The sequence below is a fragment of the Micromonospora sp. WMMD998 genome (assembly GCF_029581235.1).
Classification (GTDB): Bacteria; Actinomycetota; Actinomycetes; order Mycobacteriales; family Micromonosporaceae; genus Micromonospora.
In genome coordinates this window covers 5928752-5950535 of sequence record NZ_CP120740.1, presented here as the reverse complement: position 1 = coordinate 5950535, position 21784 = coordinate 5928752, and the positions used below count along the sequence as shown (strand labels likewise).

The 21784-nt window shown below is 72.9% G+C and carries 17 protein-coding genes, 2 tRNA genes and 1 pseudogene; 14 read left to right on the top strand and 6 right to left on the bottom strand.

The genetic code is table 11. From position 1 onward, the window contains the following. Positions 1–82 precede the first annotated feature (82 nt). The 4 genes from O7619_RS26830 to O7619_RS26815 all read left to right on the top strand — a co-directional run bounded on the left by O7619_RS26830 (position 83) and on the right by O7619_RS26815 (position 3109). Entirely contained in the window at positions 83–709 is a 627-nt protein-coding gene (locus O7619_RS26830; RefSeq protein WP_282284148.1) for a DsbA family protein, read from the top strand. A gap of 184 nt (positions 710–893) precedes the next feature. Next, positions 894–1235: a hypothetical protein gene (locus O7619_RS26825; RefSeq protein WP_282284147.1), complete on the top strand. Its 342-nt coding sequence runs from the start codon at positions 894–896 to the stop codon at positions 1233–1235. A gap of 128 nt (positions 1236–1363) precedes the next feature. Beyond that, positions 1364–2563, top strand: a complete 1200-nt coding sequence (locus O7619_RS26820) for a DUF1015 family protein (RefSeq protein ID WP_282284146.1) — start codon at positions 1364–1366, stop codon at positions 2561–2563. 75 nt (positions 2564–2638) lie between these two features. Continuing rightward, the gene (locus O7619_RS26815) at positions 2639–3109 is read left to right on the top strand and encodes a ribose-5-phosphate isomerase (RefSeq protein ID WP_281587065.1); all 471 of its coding nucleotides are present in this window, start codon (positions 2639–2641) and stop codon (positions 3107–3109) included. A gap of 81 nt (positions 3110–3190) precedes the next feature. Here O7619_RS26815 and O7619_RS26810 read toward each other — a convergent pair. Then, positions 3191–3406, bottom strand: a pseudogene (locus tag O7619_RS26810) (hypothetical protein); the annotation flags it as partial. Between the two features lie 1053 nt (positions 3407–4459). Beyond that, positions 4460–5680: a GNAT family N-acetyltransferase gene (locus O7619_RS26805; protein ID WP_282284144.1), complete on the bottom strand. Its 1221-nt coding sequence runs from the start codon at positions 5678–5680 to the stop codon at positions 4460–4462. 99 nt (positions 5681–5779) lie between these two features. Between O7619_RS26805 and O7619_RS26800 the strand changes: the two genes are divergently transcribed. Next, positions 5780–6310 carry a hypothetical protein gene (locus O7619_RS26800; protein ID WP_282284143.1) on the top strand — a complete coding sequence of 177 codons (531 nt, stop codon included), beginning with the start codon at positions 5780–5782 and terminating at the stop codon, positions 6308–6310. A gap of 170 nt (positions 6311–6480) precedes the next feature. On the opposite strand, the gene O7619_RS26795 is transcribed toward O7619_RS26800, so the two are convergent. After that, entirely contained in the window at positions 6481–9408 is a 2928-nt protein-coding gene (locus O7619_RS26795) for an Hsp70 family protein (protein ID WP_282284141.1), read from the bottom strand. A gap of 280 nt (positions 9409–9688) precedes the next feature. Between O7619_RS26795 and O7619_RS26790 the strand changes: the two genes are divergently transcribed. Then, positions 9689–10015, top strand: a complete 327-nt coding sequence (locus O7619_RS26790) for a trypco2 family protein (protein WP_282284139.1) — start codon at positions 9689–9691, stop codon at positions 10013–10015. A gap of 20 nt (positions 10016–10035) precedes the next feature. Next, the gene (locus O7619_RS26785; protein ID WP_282284136.1) at positions 10036–14217 is read left to right on the top strand and encodes a serine protease; all 4182 of its coding nucleotides are present in this window, start codon (positions 10036–10038) and stop codon (positions 14215–14217) included. Here the strand turns inward: O7619_RS26785 and O7619_RS26780 are convergent. After that, positions 14217–14287 (bottom strand) — tRNA-Gly (locus O7619_RS26780). The genes O7619_RS26785 and O7619_RS26780 overlap by 1 nt on opposite strands. A gap of 160 nt (positions 14288–14447) precedes the next feature. On the opposite strand from O7619_RS26780, the gene O7619_RS26775 reads away from it, so the two are divergent. The 5 genes from O7619_RS26775 (at position 14448) to clpX (ending at position 19029) form a co-directional block, all read left to right on the top strand. Continuing rightward, positions 14448–14521 (top strand) — tRNA-Pro (locus O7619_RS26775). 149 nt (positions 14522–14670) lie between these two features. Then, positions 14671–16017 (top strand): trigger factor, encoded by a 1347-nt coding sequence (gene tig, locus O7619_RS26770; protein ID WP_282284135.1) that lies wholly within the window; start codon positions 14671–14673, stop codon positions 16015–16017. Between the two features lie 174 nt (positions 16018–16191). Continuing rightward, entirely contained in the window at positions 16192–16833 is a 642-nt protein-coding gene (locus O7619_RS26765) for an ATP-dependent Clp protease proteolytic subunit (RefSeq protein ID WP_089158260.1), read from the top strand. Positions 16834–16847: 14 nt separating this feature from the next. Further along, on the top strand, positions 16848–17510 hold the full coding sequence (locus O7619_RS26760) for an ATP-dependent Clp protease proteolytic subunit (protein WP_281587072.1): 663 nt from the start codon (positions 16848–16850) through the stop codon (positions 17508–17510). A 226-nt stretch (positions 17511–17736) separates the two neighbouring features. Further along, positions 17737–19029, top strand: coding sequence for an ATP-dependent Clp protease ATP-binding subunit ClpX (gene clpX, locus O7619_RS26755; RefSeq protein ID WP_281587073.1), 1293 nt, complete (start codon positions 17737–17739; stop codon positions 19027–19029). 29 nt (positions 19030–19058) lie between these two features. Here clpX and O7619_RS26750 read toward each other — a convergent pair whose 3' ends face one another. Beyond that, positions 19059–19697: an XRE family transcriptional regulator gene (locus tag O7619_RS26750; RefSeq protein WP_282284134.1), complete on the bottom strand. Its 639-nt coding sequence runs from the start codon at positions 19695–19697 to the stop codon at positions 19059–19061. Positions 19698–19723: 26 nt separating this feature from the next. Between O7619_RS26750 and O7619_RS26745 the strand changes: the two genes are divergently transcribed. Both O7619_RS26745 and O7619_RS26740 read left to right on the top strand, forming a co-directional pair. Beyond that, positions 19724–20557 carry an EamA family transporter gene (locus O7619_RS26745; RefSeq protein WP_282284133.1) on the top strand — a complete coding sequence of 278 codons (834 nt, stop codon included), beginning with the start codon at positions 19724–19726 and terminating at the stop codon, positions 20555–20557. A 39-nt stretch (positions 20558–20596) separates the two neighbouring features. Beyond that, complete coding sequence (locus tag O7619_RS26740) at positions 20597–21394, top strand: carbon-nitrogen hydrolase family protein (RefSeq protein WP_282284132.1); 798 nt, start codon at positions 20597–20599, stop codon at positions 21392–21394. A gap of 5 nt (positions 21395–21399) precedes the next feature. Here the strand turns inward: O7619_RS26740 and O7619_RS26735 are convergent, their stop codons facing one another. After that, positions 21400–21621, bottom strand: coding sequence for a hypothetical protein (locus O7619_RS26735; RefSeq protein ID WP_282284131.1), 222 nt, complete (start codon positions 21619–21621; stop codon positions 21400–21402). Between the last annotated feature and the right edge of the window lie 163 nt (positions 21622–21784).

Below are 21784 nucleotides of genomic sequence, written 5' to 3'. Positions count from 1 at the left end.
ACCGGTCGATGGGGCCCGGGGTGAGGATCGGAAGGTGAAGGCGTCGGGGTTCCGACGCGGAAAATCGTGAAGGGACGACACCGTGACCGATCGTGTCACTGCGGACATGTGGTTCGACCCGCTGTGCCCCTGGGCGTGGATCACCTCCCGCTGGCTGCTTGAGGTCGAACAGGTCCGGGACGTGGACATCCGGTACCACGTGATGAGCCTGGCCGTGCTCAACGAGGGCCGGGACCTGCCGGAGGAATACCAGGAGCTGATGCGCAAGGGCTGGGGTCCGGTGCGGGTGTGCATCGCCGTCGAGCAGGCGCACGGCGCCGAGACGTTGGCGAAGCTCTACACCGCGATGGGCACCCGGATCCACCTCGGCAAGGAGGAGCTGGGCCGGGACATGCTGGTGGGCGCGCTCACCGACGTCGGGCTGGACCCGGCGCTCGCCGACGCCGCCGAGTCGACCGAGTACGACGACGCGCTGCGGGCCAGCCACGAGGCCGGCATGCGACCGGTCGGCACCGAGGTGGGCACCCCCGTGGTCCACGCTCCGGGCCCGGACGGCAGCGGGACCGTCGCCTTCTTCGGCCCGGTGATCACCCCCGCGCCGAAGGGCGAGGCGGCGGGCCGGCTGTGGGACGGCGTGCTCCTGGTCTCCGCCACCCCCGGCTTCTACGAGCTGAAGCGCACCCGCACCCAGCCCCCCATCTTCGACTGAGGTGTAAGGAGGGGCCCCCTTTTAACGCCTCCGGTAGAGGAGGGGGCCCCGCTTAACACCCCTCGCTCGGTGCGCGCCCCGCGCCGTGCGCCCGTCACCGGGTCGGTGCGGGGCTCGTTTCACCGGGTGTTCCAGCCGGCGGCCCGACCGTGGCCGCGCCGCGGCAGTTCCGGGAGGCGTACTCATGGGTAAGCACCGCCGTCTGTCCGACGACGTGCCGCCGTCGGCGGCCGAGGACTCCGGTGCGACGTACTGGTCGGTGGCCGGGGGCGGCTGGCCCTCCGGCGCGCCCGAGTTGGCCGACCTGCTGGCCCCGCCGATCGTGGTCGGCGTGGCCCGGGCGGTGGCCACCTCCCGGGTGACCCCGTCCAGCGGCGGCCTCCCGCCCGGCGGCGGCCTCCCGCCCGGCGGCGGCCTCCCGCCCGGCGCAGGGGCGACGACGGTACGCCTGAACGCCGGCTCCCGCGCGACCGCGCCCACCTGTCGCCCGCCCGCCCCCGGCCGGCACCGCCACGTCACCGCGTGAGCCGCCCGGTTGTTAAGCGGGGCCCCCTCCTCTACCGGAGGCGTTAATAAGGGGCCCCTCCTTTCACTCAGTGAGAGGGGGTGAGTCCGGCGGCGAGGGTGGGGCGGGCGCGGGTAGCGTCAGCGGGCATGACGGTCGTGCATCCGATCGCCCGGGCCTGGATCACCACTGGCGGCACCGGCGCGCAGAACTACGACGAGTTCGCCGACGACGCGGAGATCACCGCCATCGTCGAGGCGAACCCGCACAGTGCCCTCGGCATCGAGATGCCCCACCGGGCGCCGGGCAGCCTCGGGAGTTCGTTCCTGGAGGCGCTTCCGGACGCGGTGGACCGTCTCACCGAGGCGAAGGCGGACGGCAGCTACACCCCGGCCGAGCAGGTCGTCGTGCTCTACCGGATCAGCGCGCCGGGCGAGGAGAGCGCGTACGGGCTGTGGGCCATGGTCGACACCGACCAGATCTCCACCCGCGCCGACGAGCCCGGCCTGGTGATCCGCAACGAGGACGTGTTCATCGCCAAGGTGCGGGAGCGCGTCGCGTTGGCCGAGGCGCTCGGTCACCTGCTCTCGCCCGTACTCCTGCTCCAGACCGGGCGCGGCGACGAGCTGCACGCGGCGCTCGCGGCGGCCACCGAGGCGGCCGGCGCGCCCGCCGCGACCGACCTCGACCAGTCCGGCCGTACCCACGCGATCTGGCTGGTCGGCCCGGGCCCGGCGCAGGACGAGCTGACCGCGCTGGCCGGCGGCGGCGAACTGGTGGTCGCGGACGGCAACCACCGCAGCCTGGCCGCGCAGACCGGCGGTTTCCCGCGCTTCCTCTCGGTGATCACCACGCCCGCGTCGGTCGCCATCCAGCCCTACAACCGGTTGGTCAGCGAGCTGACCACCACCCCGGACGAGCTGCTCGACCGGCTCCGCGCCGCGGGCGCCGAGGTCACCCCGGCCACCGGCCCGGTCGAGGTCCCGGCCACCGGCGGCACCGTGCACCTCCACCTCGCCGGCGGCGGGTACGCGGTGACGCTGCCGCACACCGGTGACGGCCGGCTGGAGAACCTCGACCACGCGCTCGTCGAGCGGCTGCTGCTGCGGGAGGCGTTGGGCCTCGACCCGGGCGACAAGCGGATCACGTACGTGGGCGGCGACTACCCGGCGAGCTGGCTCACCGGCGAGGTCGACGCCGGCCGGGCCGAGCTGGCCGTGCTGGTGGCGCCGGTGACCGTGGACGACTTCGTCGCGGTGAACCTGGCCCGGGAGAAGATGCCGCGCAAGAGCACCTGGTTCACCCCGAAGGCGCGGGCCGGCCTGGTGGTGGCCGAGATCCCCCGTTGATCGGCGTGTGACGAATCCGCCTCCGGGCCGCTGCCCGGGCACCGGCTCGGAGGCGGGCCTGTCAGACTGCGCGGTATGCGCGTCTACCTGGGATCCGACCACGCCGGTTTCGAGCTGAAGGTGCACCTGGCCAATCACCTGGCCAAACAGGGCTACGAGGTGGTGGACGTGGGTCCGCGCACCTTCGACCCCGACGACGACTATCCGGCGTTCTGCCTGCACACCGGCGACCGTGTGGTCGGCGACCCGGGCAGTCTGGGTGTGGTGATCGGCGGCTCCGGCAACGGCGAGCAGATCGCCGCGAACAAGGTGGCCGGGGTCCGGGCGGCGCTGGCCTGGAACGTCGACACCGCGCAGCTCTCCCGGGAGCACAACGACGCCAACGTCATCGCGATCGGGGCGCGGCAGCACACGCTGGACGAGGCCACCGCTCTGGTCGAGGCGTTCCTGACCACCGCGTTCTCCGGCAACCCCCGGCACAGCCGGCGGATCGCCCAGGTGGCCGACTACGAGAAGAGCCGCCGGCTGCCCGAGCTGCCCGCCTGACGGGTCGCGTCCGGGGCGGCCCGTCGTTCAGTGTCTGCGGGGCGGCGAGTCGGTCAGCGTCCGCTGCGGGCTGCGTGTCGGTCAGCGTCCGCTGCGGGGCAGCTCCTCGCGCGGCACCCAGTTGCGGCGGACCAGCACCACCCGCTGTTCCGCCTCGGCGAGGTCGTCCTCGCTGGGGCGGGCGGCGTCCCGGGCCCGCATCGCGGCGGTCACGCTCACCTGCGACGATCCCGAGCCGACGAGGCCACGCAGGCCGCGTTCGCTCTCGTCGGCGGACGGGGCGCCACGCCGGCCCCGGTGCTCCGGCTCCGACTCGGCGCGTCGGGCGCCGCGTGGTGCCCTGACGCCGTCACCCGGTGGCTCCGGCTCGCCGCGTCGGCCGCCGCCCCCGGGGCGGGGCGCGACGTCGTCGTGCACCGCGGCGGTGCTCGCGCTCATCTCCCCGGCGGTCACGCGGGCGTCGGCGGGCTTGCTCATCTTCCGGGCGCTGACGCTGGCGTCGGTGGGACCGCTCACCTCCCGGGCGCTGACGCTGGCGTCGGTGGGACCGCTCACCTCCCGGGCGCTGACGCTGGCGTCGGCGGGCTTGCTCGTCTCCCCGGCGCTGACGCCGCCGTCGGCGGGCTCGCTCGCCTCGCCGTGATGCCGCAGCCGCCGTCGCCGTCGCTCCGCCTCACCCACCCCCCGACCGTACCGCCCCCACCGTCCGCTTTCCCGCCTCCGCCCGTCCATCCCGCGCCGGCCTCGCCGGTCGATCATGAGGTGGGCTGGGACAATCCAGCCGATTTGCACCGTCACCTTCATGATCGTCGGCTTGCCTCGCGGAAGGGCGGCCCCGGGCTCGCCCGCTTCGTCGATCATGGACTTGTGGTGCCATTGAATGCCGGCTTTGTCGGGTATTCGGAGGTGCCACAACTCCTAGATCGCCGCGTGCAGGCCGAGATCTTGGAGGGGAGCGGCCCTGGCGGCGATCGTTTGGTCGGTGGACTGGCATCCGGCCCACCGATGTCTCCCGGGCGCCACGGGTATCAAGGTGGGTCGAATATGGGAGATGGATTTGTCCGCCATATGAGACAGCGCGGCGGGTGGGGGGCCCATCAGTGGCGCCAGGCCGGTCAGACACCCATGACGTGCCTGCCGCGCCGACGTACACGTCCGACGGCAGGCCCCGCAGCCACTCCTCAAGCGTCACCCCGGCCAGCCCGGTCTCGTGCAGCCGGCGGTGCAGGGCGTCCGCCTTGTCGCCGCCAACTTGGATGAGCCCTCCGCCGCGCCGGGCCGAGTAGTGCCGCGCTGCGCCGAGCCGCGCCGAACCGCGCCGCGCTGATCAGGACCGGGTCGGAAGGGCGGTCAGAAGACCTCCATGGGGGCGGGGGCGCGGTGCCAGGGGAAGGCCGCGGTCAGGGCGGTGAGCGTGCCCGGCAGCAGCTCGCGGATCCGGCCTGCGGCGGCCAGCGCGGCCGGGGTGACGCCGCCCAGATAGAGCTCACCGAGGGCGCGGACGTCGCAGGCCAGCCCCGCCGGCCCGGTGGCGGCCGTGCACTCCCCGCCGGTCGGTCCGCCGACCAGCCGCCACCGCCCGCTGTTCTCCGGCAGCAGCTCGTCGGTGACCTCGATCACCACGTCGACGTCGGCGGGGTAGCGGCGGGCGGCGAGCGCGGCCGGCACGTCCACCACCCGCAGCCAGAGCGCGTCGGCGAGCTGCGGGGCGAGCTGCCGGGGCTCGTCCACCAGGCGCAGCAGCGGCTCGTCCACGGCGGCGGTCGGGAAGGACAACCGCCGGGTCAGGTCGACCGAGAGCAACAGCCGCCACAGCGCCAGGGACGCCTCCGGGGTGACCGCCACCATCTCGTCGACCCGCACCTCGCCCCGGGGGATCTCGCCGTTCCACCCCTCCTTCGTCCGGTAGAGCGCGTATCCGTCGAGCCCGTCCGGGCCGTCGTGCAACAGCACCCGGCGTTCGGTGGCGCCGTCCCGCCGGCTCTTCACGTCCGCCAGGACGTACGCCCACCAGCGCTCGTCCCGGCGGGACCAGCCGGGACGGTCGGCGCGCGCCCGCTCGTACAACCGGGCCAGCTCGTGCCGGTGGGTGGCCGGTCGGTCCAGGCGGAGCGTGCCCTCGGCGGACGTCGGGGCGGGCAGCCGCAGCCCGGTGGTGTCGGCGGTCAGCATCAGCCGCTGCGCCGACGAGCCGTAGCCGAAGCGGGGGTAGATGCGGCCCTCGCTGGCCCAGAGCACCGCGACCGGCTCGCGGCCGGCGTCGCGGATCTCGCGTAGCTGCCGCCGCATCAGCCCGGTGAGCAGGCCACGCCGGCGGTGGGTGGGCGCGACCGCGACCATCGACACGTGCGCGGCCGGCACGGTCGCCCCGGGCACGGTCAGGTCGCGGCCGAACGCGGCGGCGTGCGCGACCGCGGCCCCGCCGTCGCGGATCAGCAGCGCGCGTTCCGGCTCGAAGATCGGGCGTTCGACCTCCTGCGCCTCCGGGTCGACGTCACCGTGGAAGGCCAGCGCGATCAGCGCGGCGATCTCGTCGAAGTCCTCGGCCCGGGGCACCACCACGTCGCTCATCGCCCGTGTCTATCCCACCACCGTGGGGGTCGGCACCCTATTTGCGAGGTGGCTACCCTCGGAACCGAGGCCGACGTCGGTCGAGGGGGAGGACGGAAGATGGCGGACCAGACACAACCGTGGGCGGAACGCACCGTGGAGGTGCCGCCCCAGCCGGACGTGGCGCCCGGGCAGCGGGACGCGTTCCAGCGCGGGGTGGCGGCGGTCGGTCAGCCGCGTACGCCTCGCACCGAGCCCTTCCCCACGGTGGAGCACGGCGACTGGGCCGGTGAGCAGGCACCCCGCCGGTCGATGAGCTGGCACCTCGCGCAGGCCCGCCGGGGCGGGGAGTGGAGTGCCGCCGGCGCCCTGTTCGCGTTCGTCTGCTGGGGCATCTGGGCGATCTCCGGCCGGGGCAACCTGATCGCGCCGCTGCTCACGTTCGTGCTGAGCCTGCTCACCGCGGTCGGGGTGTTCGCGCTGATGCGGCTGCTCGGCCGGCTGATCCTGGAACGGCAGCTCGGCCGGGTGCGCCGCAGCGCCCGCGGCGCGCACATGATCACCGCGTTGTTCCTGGCCGGCGTGGGCGTGGCCTACCTTCAGCAGACCGAGTGGGTGGTCTCGGCCTGGAACTGGGTCACCGGCACCTGAGCCGCGTGGCGGCGGGCGGGTCGGCGTGGTGCCGCCCGCCCGCGCGCCCGGTCGCGGTACGCCGCGACGCCGGCCGTCACTCCACCAGGATGGCGCTGGCATTACCCGGCCCGGCCCGGTTCATCCGTCGCCCGTCGGGGTGAGCGGCGACCGGTCGCCGCCGGGGTCGGTCACCCGGCGAACCGGTACAGCCGGAACTCCTTCTCCGCGCCGCACACCAGCACCGACGTGTTCCAGGAGCAGGACTCGCTGCGGATCTGCGCCACCTTCCCCATCTCGTACGGCTTGCCGCCCACCGCGAGCCCGGCCAGGACGCGGTCGTCCTCGTAGCCGCTCGGCTCCTTGTCGAACAGCAGCAGATTGCCGGCGTCCAGCCGGACCGCCACGCCGTCGCGGTCGCGCAGCCTGACCGTGCCGTCCGGCGCGAACAGCGTCACCGCGTTCCGCGGGCTGTCCCGCTCGGCGAGCAGGTGGTCGCCGAGCGGGACCAGCCGCCGGGTCTGCGGCGCCGGCCAGTGCCGGCTGTCCTCGCCCTCGGTGGCCACCACCACCCGGGCGTCGTCCGCGCCGGTGCTCGGCACCTCCAGCAGGCAGGCACGGTGCTCGCCGCAACTGACCAGCGCCTGCGCCCGGCTGCCGGCCTCCGTCGCCTCGTACAGCACGTCGGGTACGCCGAGCGCGCCGAGATCGTAGGACACGAGCCGCAGGCTCCGGCCGCTCTCCGCCACGTACAGTCGGTCGTCGCGGGCGGCCACCGGGTCGTCGAGGTCGGCCACGTTGCCCCGGCTGCGCAGGATTTTCCCGTCCGCCATGGCCAGCACCCGCACCGAACGGTCCGCGCCGACCTGCACCAGCCGGTCCGCGTTGCCGGACCAGGGCGCGCGCGGCGAGCCGTCCGGGTATCCGGCGCCGTCGAGCGCCGCACCGGTGCCGACCGGCACCACCACGGTCCGCGCGTCGCCGTACTCGCTGCGCGGGTTGTCCCGCGTCCACCGCGGCCGGCCGTCGTCCAGCCGCAGCCCGACCAGCCGGTTGCCGGCGCGGTCCACCCAGACCAGCGTGCCGGGCCCGGGGAGGATCTCGTCGTCGCCGTGGATGTCGACGGCCCACCGCTGCGCGCCGCTGTCCCCGTCGAGCACCAGCAGGGGCCGGGGCGTGCTGGTGCCGGAGGCGTCGGCGACGACGGCGACCCCGTCGGGCAGGGCCCGGATCCCGGCCCACCGGTCGGCGCTCACCGGGGTCGGCTTCTCCCAGATCTTCCGACCGGTGGCCGGGTCCACGGCGATCACGTTCAGCCGGTCGTCCGGCAGCGACCAGGCCAGGTAGGCGCGGTCGGCAAGCGTCGCGGTGAACATCCCGTCCGGCCGCTCGTCACCCGTGGCGATGCTCCGGACCAGCTCCGGCGAGTGGAAGTCGAGCGCCGGGTGCCGGTCCCGGAACACCCAGAGCAGCGTCGCCGCCACCAGACCGACCACGGTCAGACCGGCGCCCAGCGCGATCCAGCGACCGCGCCGGCTCCGTCCGGGCCGGCCACCGCCGGCCGGCGGCGCGCCAGCCGGCGACGAAGGCCAACCCGGGGGTACGCCTTGAGCGGCGTACCCCGGCGCGGAGGCGGGCGGTGCCGACGCCGCGGCGTACCCGGGCGGGGTGGGTGCGGACGTCGGGGCGTACCCGGGCGGGGTGGGAGCGGGCGGCGCGGACGTCGGGGCGTACCCGGGCGGGGTGGGGCCGGCCGGGTCGGCGACGAGCGTGCCGTGCGGGCCGCCGGCTGCGGTGGTCGCCGCGTCGGCGGCCGTGCCGTGCGGGCCGAACGCCGCGGCCCGGTCGTCCCGGGTGGGGCCGGGCGTCGCGTGGGCCACGGTCGTCGCCCGTCCCGGCGGGTCGGCGTGCGCCAGCGGTCCGTCGGGCTGCGCCGGCGGGGGCACGGGTTGCGCCGGCACGGCGGGTCGTCCGGTCCGGCGGGGGAGCGGCAGGTCGGTCAGCGCCCCCTCGGCGACCGGCAGCTCCGGCTGTTCCAGCACGGTCGGCGCGATGCCCAGCTCGGCGTGGAGCAGCCGGGCCACGAGCGGCACCCGGGTCGACCCGCCGACCAGGAAGAGGCCGGAGAGCTGCTCCGGGCGCAGGCCGGCGGCGGCGGTCACGTTCCGGGTCTCGGCGACCGCGCGCGCGAGCAGCGGCGCGGCGAGGCGCTCGAAGTCCGCCCGGGTCAGTGGGAACGCCGCCTCGACGCCCGGTACGGCCACCGGCGCGACCGTGGCCCGGGACAGCATCTCCTTCGCGCCGCGCACGTTGTCCCAGAGCTGCTGCCGGTCCCGCCGGTCGGCGGTGGCGGCCGGCTCGGCCAATCGGGCCCACTGCCGGGGATGGGCGGGCCGCACCAGCTCACCGAGCCGCCCGAGCAGGGCCGCGTCCAGGTCGAGCCCACCGAGGTCGGCGATCCCGCCGGTGGCGACGAGGTGGAAACCGGAGTCGCCCCACGGGTCGGCGCCCTCGTTGCGCAGCACGGCCACGTCGAGCGTGCCGCCGCCGAAGTCGAACACCGCCACCGCGCCGCCCACCGGCACCGGCCGGCGCAGCACCTGGGTGTAGTAGCGGGCCGCCGCCACCGGCTCGCGCAGCAGGCGGGTGCCGGGCGCGATCGGCCCGGCGAGCGTGTGCTCGGCCGCCGCCGGCCAGCCGGCGAGTTCCAGCGCGTCGTGCAGGACCTGGCGTCGGGGCGCGTCCCAGGCCGCCGGGTGGGTCACCACCGCCGGGGGCAGCAGGCCGACCGACGCCACCGCCGCGTCCGCGACCGCCCGCAGCGCCGCGGCCAGCAGCTCCGCCGGCCGGTACGCCCGCCCGGCCAGCTCGACCGTCGGCTCGTCGATCCGGCGCTTCGGGTTCGGCTCGTAGCCGACCGGGTCGGCCTGGGCCAGCCGTTGGGCGTCCCGCCCGACGTGCAGGTGGCCGTCGGCGTCGGCGTACACCGCGGACGGCAGGATCGGCTGGCCGTCCACGAGCACCGGCCGGGTGGTCCCGTCCGGCCGGCGCAGCACCGCCACCGTGTTCGAGGTGCCGAGGTCAACGCCCAGGGCGAAACCGTCCCGCTGGCCTGACATCCTTCGCTACCTCCACCCGACGGGGGCTTGTCCGGTCCCGCATCGTACGCAGCCCGCGCCGCCGCGCTCGCCGGCCCGCTTGCCGGGCGGAAATCGGCGGCGGTCCCGTCGGAGTCGGAACCGGTGGTAACGGCTGTCGTGTTGCCGACCCTGACGCCGCGCCGACCGACCGAGCTGTGGCCGTTTACGCCGTTATGCGGTTCCTCGGCGGCGTTTCGGGGCTGGGCCGGGCCGATACCCTTTCCGCTACACATGGGGCATCCAGACGCGGAGGTAGTTCGTGGACGACGGCACCGTCCTGATGGATGAGTACGGCGTTTCCCTGTCGACCGCGATCGGGTTGCTCCGCTCCGAGCTCACGGCGGCCCTGGCCGACGGCGCCGACTCCCAGATCCGGTTCGCCGTCGACTCGATCGAGCTCGAGCTGGAGTTGGTGGTCGACGCCGCCCGCGACGCGTCCGGCAAACTCACCCTGTGGCGTGTGCTGTCGGCCGGCGGCGGGCGCAAGCACACGAACACGGCCACGCATCGGATGACCCTCACCCTCAAGCCGAGGGACACCCTGCTACCGGCATCGGGGGAGACCCTCATCGGCGACGACAGCTAGCCGACCGGGGGACATCGGGGATGCAGTCGGTCGCCGCGCACATCGCTCGCCTGGCTCTGGTGCAGGGGGCGCGGCGTGGCTCCGGACATGTGGTCGGCCGCGACCTGATCCTCACCGCCGGCCACGTGGTCGGCCCGCTGGGCGCGCCCTGCCGGGTGCGGGTGCACGGCGGCGTCGAACGCGACGGCGCCGTGGTGTGGCGGGCGGACCACCTGCGCCTGGACGCCGCGCTGGTCCAGGTGCCGCAGGCCGGCTGGCCCGAGTTCACCCCCGCCATCCGGTACGGGGAACTCGCCGGCCCGCAACCCGTCGAATGCCTCACGGTCGGCTACCCGTTGGCGAGCGTGGACGCCGACGGACGGAGCGCGGTCGAGGAGCACGCGTGGCTGGTGGCTCCCGGGACCGGGGTCGAGCGGGACCGGTACGCGCTCAACAGCCTTCTCACCCCGCCGCACGAGCGGGTGGCCACGTCCGGTGGACCGCGCTCGGGTTGGGCGGGCCAGTCCGGTGCCGCCCTGCTCAGCGGCGACGGCCGCGTCGTGCTCGGGGTGGTGGTCGCCGACCCGCACAGCTTCGGGCCGGGACGCCTGGAGGCGGTGCGGGTCAGCTCGCTGGCGCGGGACGGGGTGTTCGGCAACTGGGTCGGGGTCGCCCCGGACGACGTCGTCCGCCTCACCGCCAAGGGCCAGGCCGACGAGCCGCAACTACCGCCGGGCATCGTTCCGCACGCGGACGAGGTGGCCGGCCTGGACGGGCTGTTGCGCAACCTGCAGGAGGAGTGTCTGCCCTTCGTGCCGCCGATGGACGCCGCGGCGCCGACGCACCCCGACCGCCTGCTGGAGCGGCTGACCGAGTCGGCCGGACGGTCGGGCGTGCTCCTGGTCGGCGCCGCCGGGGCCGGCAAGACGCGTACCTGCTTCGAGGTCGGCATGCGGGCGGAGAAGGACGGGTGGACCGTCCTGCACGTGAAGTCCGGTGAGCCGCTGGTCACCAACGCGGACGTGGCGGAAGCGCTGCATTCCGTGGGCAGCGAACGGACTCTGGTGATCCTCGACTACCTCAACGAGTGCCGGGGCCTCGACCTGCCCGGCCTCCGTCAGCAGGTGCTGCCGGAGGCCAGGCGTCACGGCGTGCGGGTGGCGTTGCTGGCTTCCGCACGGCCCGGTTGGCAACTTCAGACGGCAGCCGAGCTCACCCCGCTGTTCGACCTCGTCCGCCTGGCTCCGGACGACCAGCAGGCGGCCAGGATCCGGCAGCAGGTGGTGACCTCGCTGTCCCCGACCGCGCTGGGCATGCTGGGCGAGGAACGCCTGCTGGAACTCTGCGGCAGCCGGCCGATCATCGCCATGCTCGTCGCCCTGGAGGCGGAGACGCGCGCGAAGGCGGGGACGCTCAACCGTGCGCTCCCGAGCGTCCGTCCCGGGGAACTCGTCGACTGGCTGAACCGGCGGCTACGCGAGGACGGCCTGCTCCCGCAGGCGGCGAGCCTGATCAGCGACCCCGAGCCGAGCGTGGAACTCCAGACGTGTGTCGCCATGGCGGTCGCCGCCCCGCAGGAGCGGACGAGCCTGATCGCCTGCGGGGGCCGCGTCGCGGGGGGCGACACCGAGCGGGCGGAACACCTCCTCGGCATCCTGCTCACGATGGGCTGGCTGGTGCCCAGCTTCGGCGAGTACACGACCGTGCACGACATCGTCACGGACCAGCTCACGGACAGCACCTTCCACCGACCCGGCAGCGGAACGGTGCGCTCCGCGGTCGCCGACCGGATCCTCGCCGCCTCGCTGACCCGCGGCCGGACGATCGGGAGGTACGCCACGAACCTGGGCCGCCTGATGCGCGACCTCACCTTGGAGAAGCGGTCCGGCCCGTTGCAGGAACACTGCCGGCACTGGCTGGAGGGGCACGAGCGGGAGGTGGGTGCGCTGCTCGCCGAGCAGCAGGACGAGGGGGCGTACGCGCTCGGCGCGGTGATGGACAACCCCTCGTGGTCGCCCGTCGCGTTCGGCAGGTGGGACACCGTCGTGGCGCCGTGGCTGGCGGTGCACGCGCGCACGTTCTCGGCCCGCCACCTGCTCTACAAGGGCCTGCGGGCCTCGGTCTCCGACGATCGGTTGGTGCGCGAGTCGATCGAGTGGCTCGCGGTCCACCATCGGGCGGAAGCCACCTTCGTCCTGCGTCCCCTGTTGCAGCGGGAGCTCTCCGACGAGCAGGCCGCGGTCGTCGTCCGGCGGGCCCTGGCGTGGCTCGACGACCATGCCACCACGCTCAACGCGCAGTTCGTGCTCCAGTCGCTGCTGGACCGTGAGTTGTCCGGCGGGCAGGCGGAGGTCGTCGTCCGGCACGCGCTGGCGTGGCTCGACGACCACGCCGCCACCTTCAACGCGCGGTTTGTGCTCCAGTCGCTGCTGAGCCGTGAGTTGTCCGGCGGGCAGGCGGACGTCGTCGTCCGGCACGCCCTGGCGTGGCTCGATGATCACCTGGCCGCTCTCGACGCCGGCTTCGTGCTGTATCCGCTGCTGGGCCGTGAGTTGACCGCCGGGCAGACGACCGTCGCCGTCCAGCGGGCTTCCGCGTGGCTCGATGACCACGCGGCCGGTTTCAGCGCGCGTTTCGTGCTGCGCTCGCTGCTGGATCGTGAGTTGTCCGGCGAGCAGAACAGCGGCGTCCTCCGGAACGCCGTGGCGTGGCTCGATGAGCACGCGATGACTCTCGACGCGCAGTACGTGCTGCGTACGCTGCTGGATCGCGAGTTGCCCGACGGGCCGGCCACCGTGGTCGTCCGGCATGCCCTGGCGTGGCTCACCGACTACGCGGACACCGCCGACGCCGGTTTCGTGTTGCGTCCGTTGCTGCAACGTGAGCTGCCCGACGGGTCGGCCGCCACGGTCGTCCGGCAGGCGTTGGTGTGGCTCACCGTCCACGCCGCCACCCTGGACGCGCAGTTCGTGTTGCGTCCGTTGCTGCAACGCGAGCTGCCCGACGAGCAGGCCGGCACCGCCGTCCGGCACGCCCTGGTGTGGCTCACCGTCCACGCCGGCACCCTCGACGGGCAGTTCGTGTTGCGTCCGTTGCTGCAACGCGAGTTGCCCGACGGGCCGGCCACCATTGTCGTCCAGCACGCTCTGGCGTGGCTCACCGACTACGCCGACATCGCCGACGCCGGTTTCGTGTTGCGTCCGTTGCTGCAACGTGAGCTGCCCGACGGGTCGGCCGCCACGGTCGTCCGGCATGCCCTGGCGTGGCTCGATGATCACTCGGTCGCGCTCGACGCCGGTTTCGTGTTGCGTCCGTTGCTGCAACGCGAGCTGCCCGACGGGCTGACCGCCACGGTCGTCCGGCATGCCCTGGCGTGGCTCGCCGAGCATGCCACCACCCGCAACGCCGGCTTCGTGCTGCAACCGCTGCTGCACTGTCCCCTGTCCGACGGGCAGGTCAGCGCCGTCGTCCGGCACGCCCTGGCGTGGCTCACCGAGTACGCGGCCACCCTGGACGCGCAGTTCGTGCTGCGCCCGTTGCTGGATCGCGAGCTGTCCGGAGAGCAGTCCGCCACCGTGGTCCGGCACGCCCTGGCCTGGCTCACCGGGTACGCCGACACCGTCGACGCCGGCTACGTGCTGCAACCGTTGCTGCAACGTGAGCTGCCCGACGATCAGGTCACCACGGTCGTCGGGCAGGCGTTGGCGTGGCTCGCCGCACACGCCGGCATTCTCAACGCCGGTTTCGTGTTGCGTCCGTTGCTGCAACGTGAGCTGCCCGACGAGCAGGCCGACACCGTGGTCCGGCAGGCGTCGGCGTGGCTCGCCGCACACGCCACCACGCTCAACGCCAGCTTCGTGCTGCAACCGCTGCTACGACGCCGGCTGCCCGGTGAGCAGGCCGGCAGGGTCGTCCGGCACGCCCTGGCGTGGCTCGGGGAGCACGCGGCCACCACCGGCGCGCGGTTCGTACTGCGACCCCTGCTGCAACGACCGCCCCGCGACGAGCAGGCCGTCCCGGTCGTCCGGTACGCGCTGGCGTGGCTGGGGGTGCACGCGGTCACGCCGGGGGCGCGGTTCGTGTTGCAGCCGTTGCTGCACCGGGAGCTGTCGGATGAGCAGGCCGCCTCGGCCGTCGGGTATGCCCGGGCGTGGCTCACCGAGCACGCCGGCGCCCCGGCCGCGGACACGCTGCGTGCCCTGGTGGATCGGCCGACCACCTGAGCGGGCGACGGGAATCGAACCCGCGTAGTCAGTTTGGAAGACTGAAGCTCTACCATTGAGCTACGCCCGCGAGCCCCCCACCACGGCGGGGCGCATGCGACAGCGTACCCAATCTCCGGCCCGGGCGCGCAGCGCCCACCCCGGGCGGCGGCGGCGCCCACGGCGCGGATCCCACGGTGCGCCCCGGTCACCCACGCGGAGGCCCGGACGGCATACACTCTTCGTCGCCACGGGGTGTGGCGCAGCTTGGTAGCGCACTCGCTTTGGGAGCGAGGGGCCGTGGGTTCAAATCCCGCCACCCCGACTGTCGTTCGCGACCGGATCGTCCCGGGAACCGCCGGTTTCTCCGTGTGGTGCCCGGGCGCTGCCGACGCCGCAGCCCGACTCGCCTACACTCGATGCGCCAATCACGCCCCAGATCTCAACACCCAGATCCGTTCAAGGAGTACGCCTGTGAAGAGCACCGTCGAGACTCTGAGCCCGACGCGCGTGCGGCTCGCCATCGAGGTGCCGTTCGTCGAGCTCGAGCCGAGCCTCAAGAAGGCGTACCGGGAGATCGGCCAGCAGGTCCAGGTTCCCGGCTTCCGCCGGGGCAAGGTTCCCAGCGCGGTGATCGACCAGCGGGTGGGCCGGGGGACCGTCCTCAACGAGGCGATCCAGGAGGCCATCCCGCAGAACATCCTCGCCGCGGTCCGGGAGCACGACCTCAAGACGCTCGGCCGTCCCGAGGTCGACATCACCGAGTTCAACGACGGCGACTCGCTCAACTTCACCGCCGAGGTCGACGTCCGCCCGGAGATCACCCTGCCGGACCCGGCCACCATCGAGGTGACCGTCGACGAGCTCGAGATCGCCGACAGTGAGATCGACGAGCAGGTCAGCAGCCTGCGTGAGCGGTTCGCCACGCTGAAGACCGTCGAGCGGGCCGCCCAGGAGGGCGACTTCGTCCAGATCGACCTGAACGCCACGGTCGACGGCGAGGACGTCCCCGGTGGTTCGGCGAGCAACATCTCCCACGAGGTGGGCAGCAAGCAGCTCCTGCCGGGCCTGGACGAGGCGCTCGTCGGCCTGGCCGCCGGCGACAGCACCACCTTCACCACGCAGCTCGTGGGCGGCGACTACGCCGGCCGGGACGCCGAGGTGGCGGTGACCGTCCGCACGGTCAAGGAGAAGGAGCTGCCCGAGCTCGACGACGACTTCGCGCAGATGGCGAGCGAGTTCGACACGATCGAGGAACTCCGCGCCGACCTGCGGGAGCGGGTCACCCGGGGCAAGCAGGTCGAGCAGATCTACGCCGCCCGCGACAAGGCGCTGGAGCAGCTCGTGGCCGCCGCCGACGTGCCGGCGCCGGAGGGCGTCGTCAAGGACGAGGTCGAGAGCCGCAAGGCCGCCATGGTCGACCAGCTCGAGCGCATCGGCGCCTCCCTGGAGGAATACCTCGCCGCGGAGGAGAAGACCGAGGAGCAGATCGACACCGAGCTGACCGAGGCCGCGACCGACGGCGTCAAGATCCAGCTCCTGCTGGACACGCTCGCCGACGCGGAGGACGTGCAGGTCTCCGACGACGAGTTCGGGCACGAGATCGTGCACCGGGCGCAGCGCGCCGGGATGGCCCCGCAGCAGTACTACGACCAGCTCGCCCGCTCCGGCGCCGCGGCGGCCGTCTTCGGTGACGTCCGCCGGGGCAAGGCGCTGGCCTCGGTGATGGAGAAGATCAAGATCAAGGACTCCGCGGGCAACGAGGTCTCCCTCGACGCCCTGCGGGCCCAGAACGAGGCCGAGCACGACCACCAGCACTGATCGTCCCGGTGACGGCCGCCGTCCCGCGCTGCGCGCCGGGCGGCGGCCGAAACCCTTTCCGGGGTACGCCGAACGGGTGACTGCGCTGAGAGCGAACAGTGCCCCGACCGGGAGTGCGCCCGGAGGCCGAGCGGTTAGTGTCGGACAGGACGGTACGGAGAGCGAAGGGCTGCCATGACCGACATGCACATCCCCAAGAAGTCGCTCCGGGCGATCGAGGCCCGCGGTGGCGACTCCATTGGCAACCTCGACGACTCGGTCTACAACCGGTTGCTCAAGGAACGGATCATCTTCCTCGGCAGCGAGGTGAACGACCAGGTGGCCAACCGCATCTGCGCGCAGCTCCTGCTGCTCGCCGCGGAGGACCCGGACCGCGACATCTTCCTCTGGATCAACTCGCCGGGCGGCTCGGTCTACTCCGGCATGGCGATCTACGACACCATGCAATACATCGACAACGACGTGTCCACCGTCGCGATGGGCATGGCCGCCTCCATGGGCCAGCTGCTGCTGTGCGCGGGCACCAAGGGCAAGCGCTACGCCCTGCCGCACGCGCGGATCATGATGCACCAGCCCTCGGGTGGCCTCGGCGGCACCGCGTCGGACATCGCGATCCAGGCCGAGCAGATGCTCTACACCAAGCGGATGTTCCAGGAGCGGGTCGCGCACCACACCGGCCAGAGCCAGGCCCAGATCGAGGCGGACTCGGACCGTGACCGCTGGTTCACCGCCCAGGAGGCCATGGACTACGGCTTCATCGACAAGGTGATCATCGGGGCCGCGCAGGTTCCGGATGGCGCCGGGACCCTGAGCTGATCGAGGAGCTGACGATGACCGACCTGAGCCTGCCGCCCCAGTTCGCGGCCGTGCACAACCGTTACGTCCTGCCGTCGTTCGTCGAGCGCACGTCGTACGGGATGAAGGAGTCGAATCCCTACAACAAGCTCTTCGAGGACCGGATCATCTTCCTCGGGGTCCAGGTGGACGACGCCTCGGCCAACGACGTGATGGCCCAGTTGCTGACGCTCGAGGGCACCGACCCGGACCGCGACATCATCATGTACATCAACTCGCCGGGCGGTTCCTTCACCGCCATGACGGCGATCTACGACACGATGCAGTACGTCCGGCCGGACATCCAGACCGTCTGCCTCGGGCAGGCGGCCAGCGCGGCGGCGGTGCTGCTCGCCGCCGGCACCCCGGGCAAGCGGATGGCGCTGCCCAACTCCCGGATCATCATCCACCAGCCGGCCACCGAGGGCGGCTACGGTCAGGGCTCGGACATCGAGATCCAGGCCCGGGAGATCCTGCGGATGCGGACGCAGTTGGAGGACATGCTGTCCCGACACTGCAACCGGCCGATCGAGCAGGTCCGTAAGGACATCGACCGTGACAAGATCATGACGGCCGAGGAGTCGAAGGACTACGGGCTGGTCGACACCATCCTGACCAGCCGCAAAAAGGGTCTGCTGGCGACTCACGCCGCGGGCTGAGCACGTGTTGGTCGGAGGTCGGCCGGGGCATCGATCCCGGCCGGCCTCTGACACACCCGTTTTGGGGGTCGGAGAAAACCCGGCCACCGGGTAACGTCGGGTCTGTACCGCTCCGGGGTCGGATCGGTGGATCCGGCAGCATGGTGAGACGACAGGACGGACGAGCGCCGGAGGCGCTCGCAGGTCAGGGCCGGCGCTTCGGCCGATGAGTGCAGGGAGAACGTAGGTGGCACGGATCGGTGACGGCGGCGACCTACTGAAGTGCTCCTTCTGTGGCAAGTCACAGAAGCAGGTCAAGAAGCTCATCGCGGGCCCCGGGGTCTACATCTGCGACGAGTGCATCGATCTCTGCAACGAGATCATCGAGGAGGAGCTGGCCGAGTCCGGCGAGGTGAAGTGGGAAGAGCTTCCCAAGCCGATGGAGATCTGCCAGTTCCTCGACAACTACGTCGTCGGTCAGGAGCAGGCCAAGAAGGCGCTCGCCGTCGCGGTCTACAACCACTACAAGCGGATCCAGGCCGAGGCGGCCGGCGCCCCCGGCTCCGGCAGCGACGGCGTGGAGCTGGCCAAGTCCAACATCCTGCTGCTCGGCCCCACCGGCTGCGGCAAGACCCACCTGGCGCAGACCCTGGCCCGGATGCTCAACGTCCCGTTCGCGATCGCCGACGCCACCGCGCTCACCGAGGCGGGCTACGTCGGCGAGGACGTGGAGAACATCCTCCTCAAGCTGATCCAGGCCGCCGACTACGACATCAAGCGCGCCGAGACCGGCATCATCTACATCGACGAGGTCGACAAGATCGCCCGCAAGTCGGAGAACCCGTCGATCACCCGGGACGTCTCCGGCGAGGGTGTGCAGCAGGCCCTGCTCAAGATGCTCGAGGGCACGGTCGCCAACGTGCCGCCGCAGGGCGGCCGGAAGCACCCGCACCAGGAGTTCATCCAGATCGACACCACGAACGTGCTGTTCATCTGCGGCGGCGCGTTCGCCGGCCTCGACCAGATCATCGAGGCCCGCACCGGCTCCGGCGGCACCGGCTTCGGCGCGCGGCTCCGGTCGGTGTCGGAACGCTCCACCGACGACATCTTCAGCCAGGTCATGCCGGAAGACATGTTGAAGTTCGGGTTGATCCCCGAGTTCATCGGCCGACTCCCGGTGATCACCAACGTGCGCAGCCTCGACCGCGGCGCCCTGGTCCAGATCCTCACCGAGCCGCGCAACGCGTTGGTCCGGCAATACCAGCGCCTGTTCGAGCTCGACGGCGTCGAGCTGGAGTTCGAGCAGCCGGCGTTGGAGGCCATCGCCGACCAGGCGATGCTCCGTGGCACCGGCGCCCGCGGCCTGCGGGCCATCATGGAAGAGGTGCTCCTCTCCGTGATGTACGAGGTGCCGAGCAACCCCGACGCCGCCCGGGTGCTGATCACCCGCGAGGCGGTCCTGGAAAACGTCAACCCGACGATCGTGCCTCGCGAGTTCACCGGCCGCCGCCGCCGGGACCGCGAGGAGAAGTCGGCCTGATCGTCGTCGCGACCGCGACCGCGCCCGGGTCAGCTCGGGCGCGGTCCGCGTGACCGGGTTCGGCGGTCCCACTCGCCCGACGGGGTGACCACCACCATCATCAGGCGCACCGGCTCGTCGCCGGCCGTGCGGTAGCCGTGTTCCCGGTCGGCGTGGAACTCGACCGTCTCGCCGGCGTCGACCTGATGGTCGACGCCGTCGACGGTGACCGTGAGGGTTCCGTCCAGCACGTGCAGGATCTCCCGGGTGCCGTGTGCGTGGTCGGCGGAGCGCAGCGTCTCGCCGGGGCGCATCCGCCACTCCCAGAGCTCGACCAGGTCGGGCTCGCCGAGGCCGCTGAGCAGACGCGCCGCGCCGCCGTGTTCGCCGCGCCACAACACCGGCGCCTCGTCCGCCGGGGTCACCCGCACCGGGGCTTCCTCGGCCGGCTCCAGCAGCCGGGCGATGGTGACGCCGAACGCGTCGGCGACGCGGCAGAGCGTGCCGATGCTCGGGTTGGTCCGCCCGCCCTCGATCTGCACCAGCATGCCCTTGCTGACGCCGGACCGGCCGGCCAGTTCCTCGAAGGACCAGCCGCGGGTGGCCCGCAACTCGCGTACCTGCTGGGCGACCGCGGCGGTCACCGCGCCCACCCGCCCACCGGCGTCGGTCATCATACTGTCCTTCACGGTCACTATTGTGGTACGACTACGGGATGCTTCCCATTGTGCTCGCCGCGGTGTCCGCGATCGCGTTCGGCACGGCCGACTTCTCCGGCGGCAAGGCGTCCCGACACGCCGACCCGATCGCCGTGACCGTGGTGTCCCAGGTGCTCAGCCTGCCGCTGCTGATCGTCCTCGTGCTCGTCGTACCCGGCTCTCCGGGCCGGGCCGACCTGGTGTGGGGCCTGCTCGCCGGGGTGGCCGGCGCGGCCGGCGTCATGCTGCTCTACCGCGCGCTCGCCACCGGCGTCATGTCGGTCGTGGCCCCGGTCACCGCGATCACCGCCGCGGTGGTCCCGATCGTCGTCGGGCTGGTCTTCGCCGCCTCTCCCGGCGCCGTCGCGCTCGGCGGCGCCGGGCTGGCCGTGGTGGCGATCGCGCTCGTCAGCCTGGGTGAGCGCGGCGTCTCCGGCCGCGTCTCCGGCCGCGTGGTCGGCATGGCGCTCGCCGCGGGCCTGCTCTTCGGCATCTTCTTCGCACTCCTCGGCCAGGCCGACGAGAGCGCCGGCATGTGGCCGGTGCTGGCGGTCCGCGTCAGCTCCATCGCGTTCGGCCTCGCGCTCGCCGCCCGCACCGGCGCGCGCCTGCGCATGGGTCCGCGGGTGCTCGGCTGGGCCGCCACCGCCGGCCTGCTCGACTCCGCGGCGAACGCGCTCTTCCTGGCCGCCGCCGGGCGCGGCCACCTCAGCGTGGTGGCGGCCATCGCCTCCCTCTACCCGGCGAGCACCGTCCTGCTCGCGCTCGCCGTCGACCGGGAGCGGCTACGGCCGGTCCAGGTGGCCGGGCTCGGCTTCGCCGCCGCCGCGCTCGTCCTGGCCAGCGTCTGAGACTGTCGCCGGGTCGCCCGCGCCCGTACCCTCGATGTCATGCGCGTCGCCGTCTGCCAGCTCAACGCCCGTGACGACCGCGCGGCGAACCTCGCCGCCGCCGAGGCCCTGCTGGTCCGGGCCGCGGCGGCCGGCGCCGACCTCGCGCTCCTTCCCGAGTACGTCGACTACCTCGGCCGCGCCGACCGGATGCCACCGGCCGAACCGGTCGACGGTGAGGTGGGGCGGTTCTTCGCCGAGACCGCCCGTCGGCTCGGCCTCTGGGTGATCGCGGGCTCGTTCCACGAGGCCGGTCCGGACCCGGCGCACACCTGGAACACCTCGTTGGTCTTCGACCGCGAGGGCGCGCTCGCCGCCGCGTACCGGAAGATCCACCTGTACGACGTGGAGATCCCCGGCCGGGTCTCCTATCAGGAGTCGGCCACGGTCGCGCCGGGCGAGAAGCCGGTGGTGGTCGAGGTGGAGGGGCTCCGGGTCGGTCTGTCGATCTGTTACGACCTGCGGTTCCCCGAGCTCTACCGGCAGCTCGCCGTCGACGGCGGCGCCGAGCTGCTGGTCGTGCCGGCCGCGTTCATGATGCACACCGGGCGGGACCACTGGGAGGTGCTGCTCCGGGCCCGGGCGATCGAGAACCAGTGCTTCGTGGCGGCGGCCGGTCAGACCGGTGACCACGATCCGGGGCGGACCTGTTTCGGGCGGAGCATGGTGGTCGACCCGTGGGGGACGGTGGTGAGCCAGGTCGCCGACGGCCCGGGGCTGGCCGTCGCCGAGGTTGACCTCGACCGGCTCCGGACCATCCGCGCGGAGCTGCCCAGCCTCGCCAACCGTCGGCTCTGACCCGGTCAGGTCTCCAGCAGGACACCCATCACGGTGAGGCCGGCGATCGCCGCCGCGGTGATCAGCAGCGCGGTGGTCATCCGGGAGGGGCCGCGCCGGACGAGGCGGCCCACCGACAGCACCAGCACGGCGAGCACGAAGGCCCCGATGACGAGCTGCCAGAACGGCAGCAGGAGACCGAGCAGAGTCTCCTCGGCCAGCGCCGGGAGCGGGGACACGTCAGCCATGCCGACACTCTGGCACGGCGACACCCGACGCGGACCTCCCCGACGGGTTCCTTTCCACCGGACGGCTCGCCGACCTGAGAATGACGATCATTGATTTGCCTTCCCGGGCCGCTCCGCGTAACTTTCTCTCTGCACGCGGGAGGCCGGGTCAAACCGGCCGAGA